We start from the raw sequence: 16,950 nt of genomic DNA on the forward strand, positions 1-16,950 counted from the left end.
TGATAAGTATGGAAAATTTAACAAGTGAAACAATTGAGAAAATTCAAGAACTAGTAAATGCTGCCAATAGCGGAGATAGATTGGTTCAGATTCAAGGACGTAATTACACATTTAACGATTATGGAGAGCCAAAACCAGTTATTCCTCAGAATCAAAGTAAGGATTCAGTTCAAATTTCAACGTTGTCTGGAATTATTGAATTAATTAAGAATATGAATGAGCGAAAGGACAAACAATTGTTTGTTCAAGTAATATCACCAACTAGAGTTCAAGTGTTTGGTGCCATCGATGAATATGGAAGACGTGAGAAACTAATTGATTCAAAAGCAATGATTCCAGATTTTGGATTTAATCAATATTATGAGGCGGAAACACTAAATATTGCACTGCAATCACGCTTTGCTGAAACAGAAGATCGTGAACTCATTTTAAAGGTAATCGGTAATTTGAAAGAACAACAGGTTCATCAAAGTTCTGACGATGGTGTTAGTCAATCAGTTCAGATTAAAACGGGTATTGCTACTGTCGGAGCCGTTAAGGTTCCTAATCCAGTAACTATGAGACCATATAGAACATTTATTGAAGTTGAACAACCTGAGAGTAAGTTTGTATTCAGAATGCGTGAGGGAATGGAAGCAGCGTTATTTGAAGCTGACGGTGGAGCTTGGAAGAATGAAGCCATGAATAATATCAAGACATACTTAGATGATAATCTCAATGATGAGATTGAATCAGGACATGTAACAGTAATTGCTTAATTCTGTAGGGATGGTGAATTTATTATGAGAAGTAAGGAACTACCAATTGATATTGTTAACTCTTTGTCTAACAGAATTCCAATGGAAGCGTTGATGGACATAAATAAAAGAATGACAGATTGGATGGCTTCTGGTGGTAATGACACTGATGAATATATGTGGCAGCAAGCTAGATATGCTCAAAGGTGGTCCAATCGTTTGAAGAGTATTAGTTAATGGAATATCAGATAGGGGATGAATAAAAATGATTAATCCAATGTTAGGTCTTATATATCAATGCGAGATGGAATATGGCGATATATCTAACATCCCTTTATTCGATGAACGAATGATTAAAATACGAAAATATTTTAACGACGGCAAAGATCCGTTTGAATTTAAATATTATGATTTCGATTTTAGATCAGCTCAACTTATGCTGAATCAAGGAATTGATAAAGAACGAATTGCTAATGAACTGGGTGTTACTGTTACGAGCTTGAATTGCTTGATTCGTATGGGTAACTTGAATAATTCTAAGTGGTTAGAAAATCACAATGAACAGCTTAGTAGAACCGGCACATACAATTTGATTCGGGAACACAAAAAGATTGCTACAGGGACGATAAGAGAACTATCTGAGTTTATGAAAGTTCCAATTGAGAAAATTAGATATTGGAAAAGTGCTAGATACAAAGCTAGACCACATAAAGTAACGTATAAAATTTCAAAAGTTAGTTGAGGATAGACGACATATGACAAAAATAAATGACGCTGTGCTTTGTGGTGGAATGATTCATGGAGAAACCTCAATGAGTGTTAAAGATTTAGTAAAAGCTTTTCCAATTCCACTAACAAAAAAGTTTAATTATGAGGTAAAAGATATGAGCAATGTACGAGTTTTAAAGGGTTGGACAAAAATGGAACGTGAAGAATTAGAAGATGCCGTGTCAGACCATGACTTATTCCATATCTTTGGAGATATTTTTGAATCGAATAGTGGATTCACAGCTTTGAATAATAAGTTGAATTATATCGGAATATATGAAGAAGCTGGCTTTTCAAAAGATATTGCCGATTTTTATACCGGTAAGGCTAAGTTTCCGGACAAGAAATATTATGTTCACTTCATTAAGGATCAGAATGAAGATTATCAAACACAATTTACTAAAGAAGAAGTGTTGGATATCAATCCTAAATATGAACCTTTTATGGAAGTAGTTCCTGAAAATGAACTGGTGGAGGAATAAGCAGATGAATAGCAAACAGTATGAAGCAGTAGTCGAATATCTTAAAAATCTAAGTCCATTTGACGATGATGAACTCAAAGAAGAAGATGCGTATGCAGGCGCTGAGAATATCGATGAAATATTGAAGGAATATGCTGATGAGTAAAAATAAATTCGGTAATAGGATTTAAAATTGCAAAAGGAAGAGTTGGAAAATGACGAAGTTAACTAAAATAGAAAAGGCATATAACAAATGGTGGTTATCTCGATTTGATAGTAATAATTACAAAACCATTTGTTTATATAACGGAAATGAAAAAGTTCAGGAGTACACAACTGCTAATAAAAGGTATAGCGATCAAGAGGATGCTGCAAGTGCGTTTTGGGTCATAGATCGGATGGGACTAAAGGTTACTTGTATAGCAGTTGACGGTAAGAAATTTACACGGTACAAAGGCCGTTTAATCAGGGTGTTGGGATGACAAAAAATACATTAGTCGATTTAAATAATCATTTATTTGAAGAAATGGAACGCCTTAATGACGATTCATTATCCGATGAAGAACTCAATAAAGAAGTTTTAAGAAGTAAAGCTATGACTAATGTTGGGGATAAGATAATTCAAAACGCAAATGTGATGTTGAAGGCAAAGGTTGCATATGATGATATTAACAGTGCTGATTCAAATGGACGTTCACAAATTTTACTAGGTGATGATAAAGATGATAAGGATATTCACGAAAAAACAAAGTGACTTTATTTATCAAAACTATAAAAGTATTAGTAGTCAGCAGCTTGCAAATTTGGTCAATAAAAAATTTGACACAAATTTTACAGCCACACAACTTAGATCATTCAAAGTGCATCATAAATTAAAAAGTGGCTATAACAATTATTTTAAACCTGGGATGATTCCCTGGAATACGGGAACCAAAGGCTTAATGAAAGCTAATAGTGGGAGTAGAAAACCAGTTCCAATCGGTAGCAAATATATGAAGTATGGAAAAGCTTTGATAAAAACCGATACTGGCTGGAAACAATATTCCAGATATGTGTATGAAAAATATCATGACTGTAAATTAAATTCTAATGAACGTATTTATTTTCTTGATGGAAATAATCGGAATTTTTCAAAAAAGAATTTAACCAAAGTTACCAAACAAGAAATTGCCAGAATTCATCATGAAGGTTATTTTTTTAACAATCCAGAATTAAATAAAGCTGGTATTAATATTGTGAGATTAAAAATGAAAGTCAGAGAAATAGATGCTAACGACAGAAAAGATAAATGAATTAATTGGCGTGAATGATTCATGGAAGGCACCAGAGAAGCTGCTATCAACAATATTGAATAAAGATAAACGTATTCAATTATTCAAAGTGTTCCTAAAAAATGAAACGGATATGAGTTTTGACTGGTTTCATATGTATTTTCAAGATGAAGCGGCTGATCGGAAGAAGAAAAAGCAGGACTTTACTCCTCAATCGGTTTCAACAATCATGAATAAGTTAGTTAATACAAAAGACGATAATTATTTTGAACCTGCCGCAGGAACTGGTGGAATTGTGATTGATCATTATTATCAAAAATGTTTAAAGCAAACGCTTTGGGACTATAGACCTAGTGAACATTATCATATTTTAGAAGAACTATCAGATAGAGCGATACCGTTCTTACTTTTTAATTTAGCAATTCGTGGAATGAACGCAACTGTGATTCAAATTGACAGTTTATCCAGAGAAAAATGTAAGGGTATCTTTTTCGTACAAAACGTTAAGAATGATGCATTAAGCTTTAGCGATATAAACATAATGCCTTATTCAGAAGAGGTCAAAAAAGAATTCAATATTAAAAGCTGGAGTGACGAACGCTATCCAGAACATATTGAAAACAAATTGGAGGAAGTATTTGATGCAAAATCAATTGAGCGTATCAAGGAGATTCGCTAATAATGCAGAAATGTATTATAGAGCTGAAGATGGATCAACCAGAAAAATTAGCAGACAGAATTTAATAAAAAAAGTTAGAGGTATGACATTTTATGATTACTATAAATGGTTCATAGCAACTGAAAAAGAAGGCAAAGTTAGAGGCGTTACTTTAGATAAATATCTTGCGTCCTTGGAACAGATTAAAAAAATTGCTCCTGATATGTTACTAATTGATTTAGAAAATAATCGTCAAAATTTGCAGTTTATATTGGATGGTTACGGAAAAACACATCAACGCTTGACCGTTATGGATTTTAGAACTCAAATTGGTGCGGGTTTAGGCTTCGCGGTAGATGATGGATATATTCGAGGATATGCAAAAACCGGAATCGTAATTCACTCTGTCGAAGAAACATGGACCCCTGAACAAAGAGCAGCGGTAAAACAAAAGGTTAAAGCATTTAGTGCTACGCAGTTTAATAAATTTAAGTCTTATATTGACTTCAAGTTGGATGCTATGTTAGATCAAGAACCAATTTATCACGGTGAGGACTATACGAAATCAGCAAAGGGAAGAGGTCAAAGCAGTAGCTATCAGATGTATTACATGCTTTACGCCGTATTAATTCATACAGGGGCTAGATTTGCAGAAGCGTTAGGATTTCGGTACACAGATGTAGAACGTGATTACTTAAATATTTCAAAAACTTGGAATTATAGAAAGCCTGAGGGAGAATTTCAAAATACCAAAAATGTTGGTTCGATACGACACATAACAATTGATGAAACACTTTATTCATTACTAAAAAAATATTATCAGTTTAAAGAAAAGTACGATATTCCCAATGATCCTAGTAGGCCACTTATTAATGAAGGTGTAAGAATATTTAATAGTACGGTTAATAATCAGCTTGAACTTATTGAAAACCATTTAGGATTGCCAAGATTGACTGCACATAAGCTAAGACATAGTTATGCTTCATATTTGCTTTATCAAGATATTCAACCTCAAATTGTTGCTAGACAGCTTGGACATACGGATACGAGTATGCTCTTTAAAGTATATGCTCATATTCTTGAGGAAAAGAAACGAGCATCAGATGAAAAAATCAAAGGGTTGCTGTCTTAGTCAATAACTACTTTTGGTGATAAAGGATTAAAAGCCCGCTGGTTAGTCTTTATGAAAGGATTAGAGGGATGAATATAAAAGACAAACAAAAGCTAAACATGGTTAATTCTAAAATATCCGATTTAACTACAATGGTTAAAGAAAATAAGAACTTTTTGACAGAAAATGTAATGGATAAGTCTACGTTCAGCACATTGTTGAAGACTTTAGAATCTGTAAGTTCTGAATGTAGTATTAAGAATAGAAAATTAGGATATGGCGTACAGGAAGATGATTAAGGAATATCAAAGAACTGAATTAATAAGGGCTGAACAATTTGATGGATCTCAAGAAATGATTAAGAATTATGATCTCCAATTAATTGATTACGATATCAAAGAGACAAGATTCGGTCCGATAGCTATTGAATTGAGTAAAAAGCGACCAAGATATTTTATTAAATCGTTGGAAGAATTTTTAGAACTAAAAATTAGTGATTGGATTGTCACGGGTGCCAATGGTGAACATTGGGCAGTTAGAGATAAAGTATTTAGAAAAAAATATGTAGAAGTTAAATAATGCCAATATCGATATCTGAATTTTTTATTCTGGCTTTTATATTCATTGTCTTAATTGCTTGCTATCAAATCTCTAGGCAAAATAAGTTACTCAGAAAGCAAAATGATGACTTAACAAAAAATTATAATCAAAATGTTAAAGATTATGAGATCGTGGCTAAACAAAACAAACTAATGAAATCTAGTTTTAAAGAAATAATTGGAATAATGAAAAATGTCGGTAACGATCAGGAGAAAGACAGATGATTAGACAACAAATTGTTTTAAAATAGTCTGGATTGTGGGTATACACGTACGATGATGGCAAACTCGTTAAGCTAAAAAGAGCTTATCCAAATAAGGATTGTATTGTAAAGATGGATTCAAATTTTATAAATTAAGTGAGACTGAAGTAAGTATTGATTTTAGAGAGGGAGCTGCAATATTTTTAATTAATTTGAAGCTGCTTTCAATAAAAGACATCGATAATAACAATGGGAAGGGATTACAGGGATGAAAGAAATAAGTTTAACACCAGAATCTATTAAGGAGCTTGCTACTGAAATTATAAATATTAGTGACAAGAAAACAGATAATGAGCGAGGTAAGGAATTACGAAATGTGAAGATTCTCTTGGTGAATTATCGATACTTACAAAATCATCTTGATGTAAAACTTCCTGAGATAGACATAGATGGTGAACTATCTAGAAACCAATTAAGTTTGTATGCGTTGCTTGGATATAGAGAACGTTCCAGAGAAATGATGGAATTCGTTAATGAAGTTCTTGGTAAGTATAAAAAAATATGTATGTCTGGTAATGATGCTGACAAAAGAAAGTTCGGTATTATTGACGGCTTGTATCTAAGTGAGAAGAGAAAGAGTAAGCAGTGGCTATGCGAATATTGGAACATAGACGATTCGACTTTAAGAAGAGATCAGAAAAAAGCATTCGGTGAATTAAAAGTCATGCTGTTTGGGATTGATAGCCTTAATGACATTTCTAGATGAATGCACATTTCATGCACAAAAGACGACGACAAAACCCTAATTTAAAAGCTTATATTAGTATTGTAGATAATTTCGGTAAGGATTATCTATAATACTTTTTTGTAGCACTTTGTTGACCTCCTTTTCTATAATATGTTTTCGATTAGTTAATGCCAAAGCTTAACTCAAGTTTGGACTGAATCAGTTGGGGTTTACAGCAGGGATGACCTCTGTAATTGATGGTTCGATTCCATCCAGTCCATTTTGCTAGCCGTGAAACTTATACCACTATTCGTACGTGGTTGACACCGTGATGATGAGGGGTCAGACGTGATACCGTAAAGGTTAGTAGTAGTGTGATAGTTTAATGGTAAAACACTGACAGTGTCGGCGATGCAGGTTCGAGTCCTGCTCATGCTATTGTGGGAGTGCCAGCTTCCACGTTAAAAGTATTAAATATTTGAGTTCCTCCTTTCGGATATAATTGGGCTGGTTAATCCTAGCCAATATTGTGTAGTAGCCAAGTGGTAAGGCAACAGACTTTGACTCTGTGAGCATAGGTTCAACTCCTATCTGCACAATTGATTGTCGTAAAGCAATCATAAAATATAAAAGAAAGAGCTTTTAGTTCTTTTAATTTGCAAACAACAGCAGTAGTCAGTGGTGAAAAGGGTAACACAGGATGATGAGATAGTGTAAAGGGCTATTGATATGTATATCGCCTCCGTTTGATACGACTCTAACGTAGCGTACGTAGTCGAGAGCGTGGCAAGACAATTCAAACATGCATGGTTCGATTCCATACCTGACGATGGTTCCAAAATAATATATAGGTGGAGAAACCCTATATTTACTAGAAAACACTATCTTAATCGATGGTGTTTTTATATAATCTTCTTGAGAAACTTTTCAGGAGGAAATTAATGGTAGTATACTCGGAGATATCTAATATGCTTAAAGACATTTCAAAAATTGCAAAGAAAATCAATGATTCAGAATTGAATTCTTCAATTATTGAACTTCAAGGACAAGTAATGGATTTATATAATGAAAACATTGAATTAGTTCATGATGTTGCTACATTAAAGAAAGAAAGAGATATTACAAAACAAGTAGCATTTGGTAAAAATGGATACGTATTTGTCAGTGATGACGGACCATATTGTCCCGGTTGTTATGGAAGTAAAAACAATCTTGTTAGATTAACCCCGGATGGAAGTTCAAGACATTATTATAAATGTTCTAGTTGTAAATCAACATTTGATGTTCCTGCATCATAAAGATTTGCCTATTTGAATTTGTAACCACTTCTTTCAAGATTGAAATTATTTATTGAATCATATAAAAAATAGGATATATATATGATTGATAGTCTGACAATTTATTTGTTAGTTGATTTTATTACAGTGCTAATAATATCGATATTAATTACTAAATACTTTAAAGATAAATAATTAGAGGTCACATCAAACGATGTGGTCTTTTTATTTACAAAAAAGCCACGATAAAAGTTGTAGCAATTTAAGCGTTCAATTTAGATTTTAAAGCATCGGAAAAGTTAACATCAACATAGATAGTTATGTATCGGTTGGAAGGTTGGTATCTTATTAGTTTCCTTAGCTAATAAAATTGGTTCGATTCCAGTAGCCGAAATAGATTGGAGGTATGTCAATGAACAGACTACAAAAGAAACACATCAAGGAATATCTTGATGAGAACAGGATGAGCATGGATGAGATACAGCAAGCCTTCCTTGACTCATTCACAATGAATCAAGTATCTAATGAGGAAGCTGCTGCTCTGTTTGTATCACTGATGCGCAACATGCTACTCATGCCACACAACGCTGCTCAACTGGAAGAGTTGGATATTGATCCTAAGAAGCTGAGTGTTGACGCCATCACTGAACTAATAGGTGTATGGGCTAAAGAGTATATCAAAGGTATGAAGAAGTAACATGAACTTAATGACTGATGACATGTTACATAAACTAAGAGACTGGATTGCTAATGATGATGTGATTAAGTTCTATCACACAAGAGAGTGGCAACGAGTGAGATCGGCAAGGCTGAAGTTAGATCATGAAGAGTGTCAGGTATGCAAGACACAAGGCAAGCATACACATGCTACTACTGTTCATCACATCAAACATGTTCGTGATTATCCTTTACAAGCATTAAGTTTAAGTAACACCGAGACGATATGCAGGGTACATCATAATCAGGAGCATCCAGAAAAGTTAGAAGCATTTCATAAAGACAAATTTGAGAATGAAGAACGTTGGTAGCACCCCCCCGGTCAAACCAAACGGCAAATCCCTTGGGGAGACAAACAACGGGATAGGGTGAAGACTTAACAAATTTATTGATTCTCACATGAGAGGGGGGTGTATTAAAAATTGTGGTTGGAAAGAAGGCAATAAATGCTAAGCATTTGAGAGAATCGTTGCAAAATCAACTAAAATCCATGGAAGCTGATACACCTCATTTTGAGGATTTGGTAAATGATTATGTTAGTTTTTTTGATATAAAAAATGACTTAATTAAAGATATTAAAGCTCGTGGTGTATCAATTGAGTGGAAAAACGGTGACAAACAACATGGTTTTAAAAAGAATGACTCGATATCAGAGCTAGTAAAAGTTAATGCACAGATGTTAAAAATATTACAGCAACTACATATTGAAACGATTGAAGGTGAGCCTGAAGAAGATGACGATTTCTAAAGTAAAATATCATCCTGCTATCGATGAATACATGAATGGTGTTTTATCTGGTAAGATCGTTGCCTGTAAAGAACAAATCCAATTAATGCACTTTCTAATTGATAAATTGGCTGATCTACATGCTGTTTTAAGAACTGATTTGATAGATGCGGCCTTGGAGAATATTGAAAAACATTTTGTATGGAAACTTCTTCCATGGGAAAAATTTATTTTGGCCTTTGTACATGGAGCATTTTATGATGATGGAAGCTTAATGTTTGATGAATTTCTAGTTCTGTTAGGTCGTGGTGGTGGTAAGACTGGTTTCATGTCAGTTGAAGAGTGGTTACTAGCTAGTAAGCAAGGTATTAGAAATTATGATGTTGATATTGTAGCTACTTCTGAAGAACAAGCCACTACTTCTTTTAATGAAATTTGGGATTTGCTTGATAGTAATCCACGTAAATATAAAAAATATTTTCAGTGGACTAAAAAGCTAATTAAATATAAAAAAACTAATTCTAAAATAAAATACCGAACTAGCAACGCTAATACTAAAGATGGTGGGCGACCTGGTGCGGTATTTTTTGATGAAATTCACGCTTATAAAGATGAAGAAACTATCAACGTTTTTACTTCCGGACTTGGTAAGAAACCTTATCCACGTAGATTTTACATGACCACTGATGGATATAATCGTGAGGGCTTCTTGGACAATTTGAAAGATGAGAGTGAGATGGTTCTTGCTGGCGAACGTCCTAAGCGAAGAATGTTTCCGTTCATTTGTAAGCTTGATAGTCCTGATGAATGGGAAGATGAAACAATGTGGGAAAAAGCTAATCCATCATTGATTTATTTTCCAACGTTAAAACAAGAAATGGAATCAGAGTTTGAAAAAGCTCATGATCGAGATCAGGCACGTATCGAATTTATGACTAAGCGGATGAATATTCCAGCAAGTAAGGCACAATCACCTGTTGCCAGTTGGGATAACATCAAGGCAACTAACCAAACTACTCCAGATTTACGTGGTAGAAGTTGTATTGTGGGAATTGATTTTTCTGACACAATGGATTTCTGTGGTATAGGTTTGTTATTTAAAATTGGGAATAAATATTACTGGAAACACCACTCACTGATTAACTACAAAGCACTGGAACATAGGAAGTACAAAGTTCCACTAGATGTAGCAAAAGAAAAAGGATTTATTAAAATTATTGACGACGAAACCAACCGGCCTAAGTACGTAGTTGATTGGATATTGGAACAAGCAAAATATTATGACATCAAGGATATTGCAGCCGATACGTTTAGACGAAATTACTTACAGCAAGAGTTTACTAATAATGGTTTTGGCGAACTATTAGCAGCAAGAACCGGTATCAAAACACATACTGATCTGGAAAATACGATTGATGATTTGTTTGCTTATCATAATATTGTTTATGTTGATGATGACTTTATGATGCGCTGGTATACAAATAACGTTTATAAAGATCGTGATAGCAGAGGAAATATTGAATATAAAAAAATTGAACCAAAGCTAAGAAAAACAGATGGGTTCTTTGCGTTTCTAAATGCATTCCAATTTAGAGATAAACTAGATGTTCCGGTTGCTACATATCACAGAACATTAAGAACTCATACTTACTAGAAAGGAGGTGAGCGGTTGGGATTTTTTGATTTATTTAAAAATAATGAACCAGTTAGAGTTACTGAGTCACAACAAGCCATAGACCTACGAAAAAAGCAGTATAAGTTGTTTGAAGATTACATTAATTCTTCGACAACTAATACTGCTTTTAAGTTATATGCAATTCAGCTGTGTATTAATCGAATTGCTAATGCTTTAGTGAAATGTGATTTTCAAACCTTTAAGAAGGGCGAAAGATTTCAAGGGGATGTTTGGTATCAATTAAACATTGAGCCTAATCAAAATCAAAATGCAGCTGATTTTTGGAATAAAGTTATTTATCAGATGGTAATGAACGAAGATGGAGCCTTAGTTATTCAATCAAGAGTTGACGGATCATTGATAGTAGCAGATGATTTTACGTTTCATGAATATGCTTTTAAACCAAATATTTACTCAAATATTTTAGTTAATAACTATTCTATGAACAGTAGTTTTTTGGAAAATGAAGTATTTCATTTGAAACTGAATAACTCAAAAGTTAAATCTTTGTTTGACGGTATCTTTGAGCAGTACGGCTCATTGCTGAATGGCGCAATTAAAAACTATAACAGGAGTAATGCGATTAAGTACGCTTTGAATATTGATTCCACATTTGACCAATTAAAACAGAAACCGGTTATTGATGAGAATGGTACTCAAGTTACTGATGAGAACGGTACTCCGTTAACTGAATATGACACTGTTATTGATGATTTGTTTGGTGAACGTTTAAAAGGGGTCTTTAGTGATAAAGATTCAGTTACACCTTTAGAATCTGGTTTAACGCTTAATGATTTGAATTCAACTGGTAACAGTAAGTCCTCAGGCAGTGCTGCTAACAAAACCACTAGAGATATTTCAGCAATGGTCAGTGACATTGTAGATATGTCAGCTGATGCTTTTATGATTCCTCGTGGATTGTTAAAAGGTGATACAGCTGACATTGACGGAATGACCGATAACTTTATCTCATTCTGTATCAATCCGATAGCTGAACAAATTGAAGATGAAATCAATCGAAAAATGTTTGGTCAAAAGAATGTTTCCAAAAGAACATACTGCAAGATTAGAACTGATAAGATTAGAAATTACGATCTCACTAAGATTGCTAATTCTGCTGAATTGATTAGTCGTATTGGTGTTTGGTCTGTTAATGACATTTTGAATTTTATGGATTATGAACCAATCAAGGAAGATTGGGCTGATAAACATATTATTAGTAAGAATTACAGTCTGGTTGAAGATGATTTGAAGGGTGGTGAGAATAATAATGACGAAGGAAATGAAAATGAAAAAGATTAAAACTGTTTTTAATTTAGTACAAAATGAAAATGAACCTGCAAGACTAAATTTATATGGGTTCATTGGTCAAACATTTTGGAATGAAGATGAGCAATCAATTACTGCTAAAGCAGTTGCAAAAGCCTTATCAGAAATTGATAGTGATGAAGTCGATGTTCATATTAATTCTTATGGCGGTATAGCATTCGAGGGTATCGGTATTTACAACCAACTTAAGCAATCAAATAAAAAAATTAATATTTATATTGATGCAATCGCTGCAAGTGCCGCATCAGTCATTGCAATGGCTGGCGACACTATTTTTATGCCAGAAAATGCTCAGATTATGGTACATCATGCTGCTACAGATGTTTATGGAAATGTGGAAGAATTAACCAAGGCCATTCAAGGATTGAATGCTATGGATGAATCCATGATTAAGACATATGAAACAAGATTCGTTGGCACAGAAGAAGAATTAATCAAGCTGATGGATGATGAAACATATCTGAATGCTGAGGAAGCTATTGCCTTGGGATTTGCAGATGAAATTGTTGATTCAGCAGCAAATGATGACGAGGATTCTACTGAAGAAAATGTTAAACAATCATTATTTGCTAAGTATTCAGGTAATCAAATGGTTGCTAGAAAAAATTCTAGAATTACATCAGCTCAAATTACATCAAATGGAATTCAATATGAAGAAAAAGTACCTATTGAAGACAATCATGAGACAACAGCCGAATCAATGGCTAGTAAATTTGCTAAATTTATTGCGGAAGAAGGAAATTAATAAATGAAAAATCCAGATTTAAATACACAAGAAGTAAAAGATGCACGTATTGCTATGTTTAAGGCAATGCGTGATGGTGATGACAATGCTCAAGAAGAGGCGTTTGGAGAGTTTGCAACATCTTTACAAAATTCAATCGGTGCTACTGCTATGAAGCATGTTCAACAAATGAATACAGAAATGAATGATGAAAAGATTCTTGAAACACGTGGAATTCGTAGACCGATGACCTCCAACGAACGAAAGTTCTTTGCGGATGCTGCTAAAAAACAATCATTCGAAAATTTAGATGAAACACTTCCTGAAACAGTAGTTGAGGACGTATTATCACGTATTAAGGAAGACCATCCATTGCTAGCAGCTATTGATACTCAAAATGTGACAGCCTTGATGAAATTAATTTATGCTGATCCTACTAAGAAAACAGCATTCTGGGGCACAGTACCATCAGACATTAAACAAATCTTGTTAGATGGATTTAAAACATTATCACTAGAATCAAGCAAACTATCTGGATTTCTTGCCATTCCTAAAGGATTCTTCAAGCTTGGACCTGCATATTTGTCTGAGTATGTAACAACATTTTTAGAGGAAACCATGAGTGCAACGCTTGAAACAGCAGTTGTTCAAGGAAATGGGAAACTTCAACCAATTGGTATGATTAAGAAATTAAGTGGTGCCGTTGACGGAGTTTATAAAGATAAGGAAACAGTTGCTGTAAATGATTTGAAGCCATTGTCATTAGCTGGAATTCATGCAGCTTTAACAAAGGCCAAGACAGCTAATGGACCAATTTCAGTTATGGTTAACCCTATGACATACTGGTCAAAGCTATTCCCACAATTGGCTGTTAATGATGCTGACAACAACTGGCATTTAATTACTTTGCCAACTGGAGATACAATTATTCAATCATATGCAGTTCCAGAGGATAGATTAATTTTTGGATTTACAAAAAATTATGTATTAGGTGTTTCGGGTTCTGTTGAGTTTAATCAATACGATCAAACCTTAGCAATCGAAGACATGTATTTATTCATTGCTAAGTTTTTTGGTATGGGTGTTGCCAAGAATCAAAATGCATTCTTTGTTGCTGATATTTCAGGTATGGAAGGCGCTAAGGTTCCAGAACTTGAAGGAGATCCAGATGTACATAAAGCCGGTAAAATTGGTGATGTAACGGAAGAAGGCTCTTTTGATTCAAAGGGAACAACTAAGCCTACGACAGATCAAACTGTAGCTGAAATTAAAGCGTGGCTAGATAATCAAAAGATTGATTACACAGGGAAGACATCCAAGGATGACCTATTATCCTTAGTCCCAGCTGAATAGCTTGTGGAGGTAATTAATGGATTATAGAGTAGACGATAAGTTGCTAACACAAGTAAAGAGTGAACTTCAAATTACCTTTACTGAACGTGACGACAGCTTGAGAAAAGCTATCCAACGAGGGATGGCGTTTATTTCCAGTCGAGTTGGACCGGTTAAATTTGTGGGTGATACAGAAACAGAGATTGTAGCAAATGATTTGCTAATGAATTACTGTCGCTATTATTGGGATGGCTATCGACAGATGTTTCCGATTGATTATCAAAGCGATATCCTACATCTTCAAATTCTAAATGGTTCATCTAGGAGGTCTTTCAATGAAGCGAAGGCTGACTAATTTTACCGATGGTGTTTTACACTACGGAACAATAAAAACTAAGCGTAACGAACTGAAAGAGAAAATTGGCTTCGATTTAATCGAAGCTGGATTTCTCTTTTTTGATTACAAACAAATCCGTCAAGAAGATGAAGAATTATTCGATTCTGGAAAGGATCAAACATCTAATTTAAAGGTTGAAACTTTTTTTGTTCCAGGAATCGATAAAAACATTCAAAAAGTAGCTATCAATGATGATTACTATGAAATTGAATACATCGATTTGTCCACGGATAGACAAAAAATGTTCTGGTATTTAACTAAGGAAGGAAACCTAAATGAAATTTAATGACACATTAAATCTTGATGAATTCATTGAAATTATGAATGCACAGGCTTATCCACTTTTTGATACCTCTTTAGGAAAAGACGAAATTGTTTCAAATAAATCCTTCTTTGTTTATTCAAAGAAGGGTGCTATCAGACCTTCGGATAACGATAGAAATCAATTTCTGAAGGATTTCACATTATCATTTGTCACACGTGATAGTTCAACAATCAATGTCTTGTCGCTTGCTGAAAGTCTTAAAAAAGCTAGATTACGCTTCACAGGCTCTGAAGTGGAAAATGGTAAGTTTACTGATAGCAACGAAGAGGCCGAGATGACCACTCTTAATTTTGTTCATGTAATCAAAGTAGGTGAGTGGTAATAATGGCAGAATATTTCTTAAATTATGATAAATCTCAAGCTATTCAAAATGAAATGGCTAAAATTCCTGATAAGGCTGAGAATGCTGTTAACAAAGTTGTGCATAACTTTGGGGCAAAGGAAGCTATTCAAGACATCATAAAATTTATGCCAGTATCAAATCGGGATAAGAAACATGCTAAGACATCTAATTCACTGAAATTGGACATGCTGAATTTGGGATTTAGAATTTATGCTCGTGGCGGTGCAGCAAAGAATAAGGGTAGTTTCGGCTACCTGGTATTTCCTAATGATGGTATTGGACCGCATAATTTCATTGACCAAAGGTTCTTTGAACAAGGTGGGGATGCTGCATCAAATAAAATATTTAACAAAGTAATGGAAGCATTGGAAGATGCTTTACAACTCTAAGGAGAAAATAAATGGCTGAAGAATATACAACTTTTGATGAATACAAAGTAACTGATGCTGCTATTAAGTGGCTTGAGGATAATAAGTACATTACACCTGCGGTTAAGCTGGGATGTACAGGAAAACTTGAAATTGAAACAACTTTAAAAACGGTTGTTAAAAAATGTGAAGGTGACACGGTTAGATCCGTTGATATTCCTACACAACTAAAATGTAAATTTACTGGACATATGCCAGTCGAAAATTTGCGTAAAGTTTGGGGATTGAAGACAGACGGGTTAAAAAAGGGCGTATATGCCTATGGAACAGATTCACGTCAAGGTCGTGGAATTATGTCCTTTAAGGTTCTTGACTTGGACGAAGTGATGGCAATGCTACGTGCGTTTCCTAATATGCAATTTTCAGGTGGTATGACTTGGGAATTAGAAAACGGCGGTGAAGAAATTGCCGAAATAGAGCAAGAATTTATTGCTATGAAAGACGATAATAACAAATTTTTCTACGAAGCACTTCAAAGTGAAGTTGATACAGACGTAGCAGATAAATGGTTGACAGACTTTACACCAGACTTAGTAAAGGCCGTAGCACCAGCATCTTCTACAACAACATCAAAATAATAAAGAGGTTTTAAGATGATTGATGAAATTACACTAAATAATGGCGAAAAAGTAAGAATTAAGCCAAAAATTTCAATTAAAGCATTAAGAGTTTTTCAGGATAAAGGGCTCTTGCCAGAATCCCTATTACAAGCCTTTGTTGGTGCAGATAAGGAACCTAAAAAAATGGAGCCTTATCTTATTAATTCAACTTGGATTGCTTATTTGAATGCCAATCCTGATACGAAGATGAGCCAAGATGATTTTGAAGATAAATTGGATTTGGACTTTGAACAATCAGGTAAGATTCTAACCGAGATGATTAGCGGTTCGGCCAAAGCAGATGCTAGATTTGCTAATGGATTTAAACGTTCAACAAAAAAAGGAAACGGCAAGGACAGGAAAAGAAAGCACCGAAAATAATTATTGACGACGTAGAAGATTTATTTAGCTTCTACGTTTTTTTTATAGGAATTGAGCCTGAAATTGCCGAAAATTGGCCAATTAGCAGTTTGAACAAATTGGCAATTAATAAAGTTGAAGTAGAAAATTATTTAAATTCATAAATTAGAAGGGAGGTTATT

General features: G+C 34.1%; 27 protein-coding genes and 2 tRNA genes. All 29 read left to right on the forward strand.

The genetic code is table 11. The annotated features are described in order from the left end of the window. Positions 1-8: 8 nt before the first annotated feature. The gene (locus tag ATN92_RS02615) at positions 9-758 is read left to right on the forward strand and encodes a hypothetical protein (protein ID WP_056951567.1); all 750 of its coding nucleotides are present in this window, start codon (positions 9-11) and stop codon (positions 756-758) included. A 24-nt stretch (positions 759-782) separates the two neighbouring features. Continuing rightward, a complete protein-coding gene (locus ATN92_RS02620) occupies positions 783-974 on the forward strand; it encodes a DUF6877 family protein (RefSeq protein ID WP_056951569.1) in 192 nt (63 codons plus the stop codon). 28 nt (positions 975-1,002) lie between these two features. Continuing rightward, positions 1,003-1,479, forward strand: coding sequence for a hypothetical protein (locus tag ATN92_RS02625; protein ID WP_056951571.1), 477 nt, complete (start codon positions 1,003-1,005; stop codon positions 1,477-1,479). A gap of 13 nt (positions 1,480-1,492) precedes the next feature. Further along, a complete protein-coding gene (locus tag ATN92_RS02630) occupies positions 1,493-1,987 on the forward strand; it encodes a hypothetical protein (RefSeq protein ID WP_087721292.1) in 495 nt (164 codons plus the stop codon). 4 nt (positions 1,988-1,991) lie between these two features. Beyond that, positions 1,992-2,132: a hypothetical protein gene (locus ATN92_RS02635; RefSeq protein WP_156638745.1), complete on the forward strand. Its 141-nt coding sequence runs from the start codon at positions 1,992-1,994 to the stop codon at positions 2,130-2,132. A 49-nt stretch (positions 2,133-2,181) separates the two neighbouring features. Beyond that, positions 2,182-2,448 (forward strand): hypothetical protein, encoded by a 267-nt coding sequence (locus tag ATN92_RS02640; RefSeq protein WP_056951575.1) that lies wholly within the window; start codon positions 2,182-2,184, stop codon positions 2,446-2,448. Next, complete coding sequence (locus ATN92_RS02645; RefSeq protein ID WP_056951576.1) at positions 2,445-2,720, forward strand: hypothetical protein; 276 nt, start codon at positions 2,445-2,447, stop codon at positions 2,718-2,720. The genes ATN92_RS02640 and ATN92_RS02645 overlap by 4 nt, the downstream gene beginning before the upstream one ends. Continuing rightward, a complete protein-coding gene (locus ATN92_RS02650) occupies positions 2,689-3,258 on the forward strand; it encodes a hypothetical protein (protein WP_056951578.1) in 570 nt (189 codons plus the stop codon). Before ATN92_RS02645 ends, ATN92_RS02650 begins: the two co-directional genes overlap by 32 nt. Next, complete coding sequence (locus ATN92_RS02655) at positions 3,233-3,916, forward strand: N-6 DNA methylase (RefSeq protein ID WP_056951580.1); 684 nt, start codon at positions 3,233-3,235, stop codon at positions 3,914-3,916. The genes ATN92_RS02650 and ATN92_RS02655 overlap by 26 nt, the downstream gene beginning before the upstream one ends. Beyond that, positions 3,879-5,027, forward strand: a complete 1,149-nt coding sequence (locus ATN92_RS02660; protein WP_056951582.1) for a site-specific integrase — start codon at positions 3,879-3,881, stop codon at positions 5,025-5,027. The genes ATN92_RS02655 and ATN92_RS02660 overlap by 38 nt, the downstream gene beginning before the upstream one ends. Before the next feature lie 98 nt (positions 5,028-5,125). Next, a complete protein-coding gene (locus tag ATN92_RS02665) occupies positions 5,126-5,305 on the forward strand; it encodes a hypothetical protein (RefSeq protein ID WP_143444249.1) in 180 nt (59 codons plus the stop codon). After that, entirely contained in the window at positions 5,298-5,585 is a 288-nt protein-coding gene (locus tag ATN92_RS02670; RefSeq protein WP_056951587.1) for a hypothetical protein, read from the forward strand. Before ATN92_RS02665 ends, ATN92_RS02670 begins: the two co-directional genes overlap by 8 nt. Positions 5,586-6,076: 491 nt before the next feature. Beyond that, a complete protein-coding gene (locus tag ATN92_RS02675; protein WP_056951591.1) occupies positions 6,077-6,574 on the forward strand; it encodes a hypothetical protein in 498 nt (165 codons plus the stop codon). Between the two features lie 332 nt (positions 6,575-6,906). Next, positions 6,907-6,973: transfer RNA gene (locus ATN92_RS02680), tRNA-Thr, on the forward strand. A 90-nt stretch (positions 6,974-7,063) separates the two neighbouring features. After that, positions 7,064-7,134 (forward strand) — tRNA-Gln (locus ATN92_RS02685). Between the two features lie 369 nt (positions 7,135-7,503). Beyond that, positions 7,504-7,833: a hypothetical protein gene (locus ATN92_RS02690; protein ID WP_143444251.1), complete on the forward strand. Its 330-nt coding sequence runs from the start codon at positions 7,504-7,506 to the stop codon at positions 7,831-7,833. 391 nt (positions 7,834-8,224) lie between these two features. Then, on the forward strand, positions 8,225-8,509 hold the full coding sequence (locus ATN92_RS02695) for a hypothetical protein (protein WP_056951595.1): 285 nt from the start codon (positions 8,225-8,227) through the stop codon (positions 8,507-8,509). A 1-nt stretch (position 8,510) separates the two neighbouring features. After that, positions 8,511-8,840 (forward strand): HNH endonuclease, encoded by a 330-nt coding sequence (locus ATN92_RS02700; RefSeq protein WP_056951597.1) that lies wholly within the window; start codon positions 8,511-8,513, stop codon positions 8,838-8,840. Positions 8,841-8,953: 113 nt separating this feature from the next. Then, on the forward strand, positions 8,954-9,277 hold the full coding sequence (locus ATN92_RS02705; protein ID WP_199250834.1) for a P27 family phage terminase small subunit: 324 nt from the start codon (positions 8,954-8,956) through the stop codon (positions 9,275-9,277). Beyond that, positions 9,264-10,910, forward strand: a complete 1,647-nt coding sequence (locus ATN92_RS02710) for a terminase TerL endonuclease subunit (RefSeq protein WP_056951599.1) — start codon at positions 9,264-9,266, stop codon at positions 10,908-10,910. The genes ATN92_RS02705 and ATN92_RS02710 overlap by 14 nt, the downstream gene beginning before the upstream one ends. 15 nt (positions 10,911-10,925) lie before the next feature. After that, positions 10,926-12,233 (forward strand): phage portal protein, encoded by a 1,308-nt coding sequence (locus ATN92_RS02715; RefSeq protein WP_056951602.1) that lies wholly within the window; start codon positions 10,926-10,928, stop codon positions 12,231-12,233. Further along, positions 12,220-13,005, forward strand: coding sequence for a head maturation protease, ClpP-related (locus tag ATN92_RS02720; protein WP_158106614.1), 786 nt, complete (start codon positions 12,220-12,222; stop codon positions 13,003-13,005). Before ATN92_RS02715 ends, ATN92_RS02720 begins: the two co-directional genes overlap by 14 nt. A gap of 3 nt (positions 13,006-13,008) precedes the next feature. Further along, positions 13,009-14,337: a phage major capsid protein gene (locus tag ATN92_RS02725; RefSeq protein ID WP_082604495.1), complete on the forward strand. Its 1,329-nt coding sequence runs from the start codon at positions 13,009-13,011 to the stop codon at positions 14,335-14,337. Between the two features lie 16 nt (positions 14,338-14,353). Next, entirely contained in the window at positions 14,354-14,671 is a 318-nt protein-coding gene (locus ATN92_RS02730; protein ID WP_056951605.1) for a hypothetical protein, read from the forward strand. Further along, positions 14,652-14,999, forward strand: a complete 348-nt coding sequence (locus tag ATN92_RS02735) for a hypothetical protein (protein ID WP_056951607.1) — start codon at positions 14,652-14,654, stop codon at positions 14,997-14,999. The genes ATN92_RS02730 and ATN92_RS02735 overlap by 20 nt, the downstream gene beginning before the upstream one ends. Further along, positions 14,989-15,360 (forward strand): hypothetical protein, encoded by a 372-nt coding sequence (locus ATN92_RS02740; protein ID WP_056951610.1) that lies wholly within the window; start codon positions 14,989-14,991, stop codon positions 15,358-15,360. Before ATN92_RS02735 ends, ATN92_RS02740 begins: the two co-directional genes overlap by 11 nt. A gap of 2 nt (positions 15,361-15,362) precedes the next feature. After that, complete coding sequence (locus tag ATN92_RS02745) at positions 15,363-15,770, forward strand: hypothetical protein (protein WP_056951612.1); 408 nt, start codon at positions 15,363-15,365, stop codon at positions 15,768-15,770. 11 nt (positions 15,771-15,781) lie between these two features. Next, positions 15,782-16,387, forward strand: coding sequence for a hypothetical protein (locus tag ATN92_RS02750; RefSeq protein WP_056951614.1), 606 nt, complete (start codon positions 15,782-15,784; stop codon positions 16,385-16,387). 15 nt (positions 16,388-16,402) lie between these two features. Next, a complete protein-coding gene (locus ATN92_RS02755; RefSeq protein ID WP_056951616.1) occupies positions 16,403-16,789 on the forward strand; it encodes a hypothetical protein in 387 nt (128 codons plus the stop codon). Positions 16,790-16,950: the final 161 nt, after the last annotated feature.

The sequence above is a fragment of the Companilactobacillus bobalius genome, from assembly GCF_009764355.1.